The sequence below is a fragment of the Streptomyces sp. NPDC004752 genome, assembly GCF_053601275.1.
On the sequence record NZ_JBSGBN010000303.1, the window covers coordinates 1 to 1,550 of the forward strand.

A 1,550-nucleotide genomic window follows, 5' to 3' on the forward strand; every position below is an offset into this window, starting at 1 on the left:
CCGAGCACCGACGGCATCAGCCACCTCCACGAACGTGAAGCGAGCAGACGAACGTCCGAACTCTCCCGCCACCAGCAGAAGTTCATGCCCGACCAACGGAAACCCAGAGACCACATTCGAAATGCGGATGGCTTCTCAGGGTTGGAAATTGCCGGGCCGTCAGGGGCCGCACGGCACACCTTGAGGCTGCTGGGCCCGCTGCATCCAGAACCTGACCGAGGAGACCAAGGACCTTGACAAGCGGATAGCCGAAGCGATCACAGCGAGACGAGCACTCCTGGCCTGCTCGGCATCCATGGCGTCGGCCCGGACAGCGCAGCAGCCCTGCTCATTACGGCTGGTGACAACCCCGAACGTCTCTACAGCGAGGCGTCTTTCGCCGCCCTGGGAGAAACCAGCCCGGTTGAGGCGTCCTCCGGCAAGACCCAGCGGCGCCGGCTCAACCGCGGCGGCGACCGCCGGGCCAACGCTGCCCTCTTCCGGATCGTCGTCAGCCGCCTGCGCTGGGGGGGCCTTTCCCAGAACTCCATGCGGCGACGCCTCGCAGAGGGCAAAACACGCCGTCAAATCATCCGCTGCCTCAAACGGTGTCGCGCGGGAGGTCTAGCGGCGCATCGTCCCCACGCACACCGCGGCAGCCCGCACAGGACCAGACCAGGACGCCCCTTGACATCCATAGGGGCATCAACGCCGTCAGCGAGGGCGTTCAACAGCGTGCTCAAGGTTGAGTACGTCTACCGGCACACCTTCGCTACCCGGGCCGAGGCCCAGCTGAGGATCGCCACCTGGATCACTGGCTTCTATAACACCCACCGCCTACACAGCGTGTGCGGGTACAACAGCCCGATCGACTACGAACACGACCACCGAGCCAACTCCGCCTTGGGGCCGGCCACATAGAAGATCTCCACAGAACGAAGGGATTTACACTGGCTGGATTCCAGGACTATATGCAGCGGGTCCCGTGTTCCTGCCCCGCGCCGGGGTCCAGCAACTGACGGATGCGCTCGTACTCAGCGGCCATCTCCGGTGTGGCGAGAATGTCGTCGAGGTCGGCCGAGACCTCGTGGTCGATGTCCTCAATGGAACGGATGGCGAGTTCGTAGAGCTCGCCACGCCGGTTCTGCTCCAAGTAGCTCTGCCAATGCGCCAACGCGCTGATGGCAGTGAGGACTCCGGGGTCCAGATCGTCATCGACCAGGATGCCGTCATAGATCGTCGCAAGCTCGTCGTGCAGCTCGGCGGCGCTGATCGTCAAAACTCTTGCGCAGGCGGTGGTCAGCGCCGCCCGGGCCTCTTCGGTGAGTTCGTCCACGGCCGCACCGCGGAGCAGCTCCGGCCGCACCAGACGAGTGACCGTCTCCTCTCCGAAGGCACGAACGCCACCCTCGGTGGCCCCGACGATCAACCGGAGAATGTCCGCCTCAAGTTCGCTGTAATCCACGCCCACAGCTTACGGGCTGCCCCGCGATTGATCTTGGGTATGGCGTGACATGACGATGGCCGCGCGGGTTCTTGAGGTGTGAAGATCAAGCAGGCCCGTGCGGCCA

2 protein-coding genes are annotated in these 1,550 nt (G+C 64.4%); one reads left to right on the forward strand and one right to left on the reverse strand.

Going from position 1 to position 1,550, the window contains the following annotated elements:
- The first annotated feature begins 330 nt into the window (after positions 1 to 330).
- Positions 331 to 900, forward strand: a complete 570-nt coding sequence (locus tag ACWEKM_RS46530; RefSeq protein ID WP_451627367.1) for an integrase core domain-containing protein — start codon at positions 331 to 333, stop codon at positions 898 to 900.
- Between the two features lie 46 nt (positions 901 to 946).
- Here the strand turns inward: ACWEKM_RS46530 and ACWEKM_RS46535 are convergent, their stop codons facing one another.
- Entirely contained in the window at positions 947 to 1,450 is a 504-nt protein-coding gene (locus ACWEKM_RS46535; RefSeq protein ID WP_451627366.1) for a hypothetical protein, read from the reverse strand.
- Positions 1,451 to 1,550: the final 100 nt, after the last annotated feature.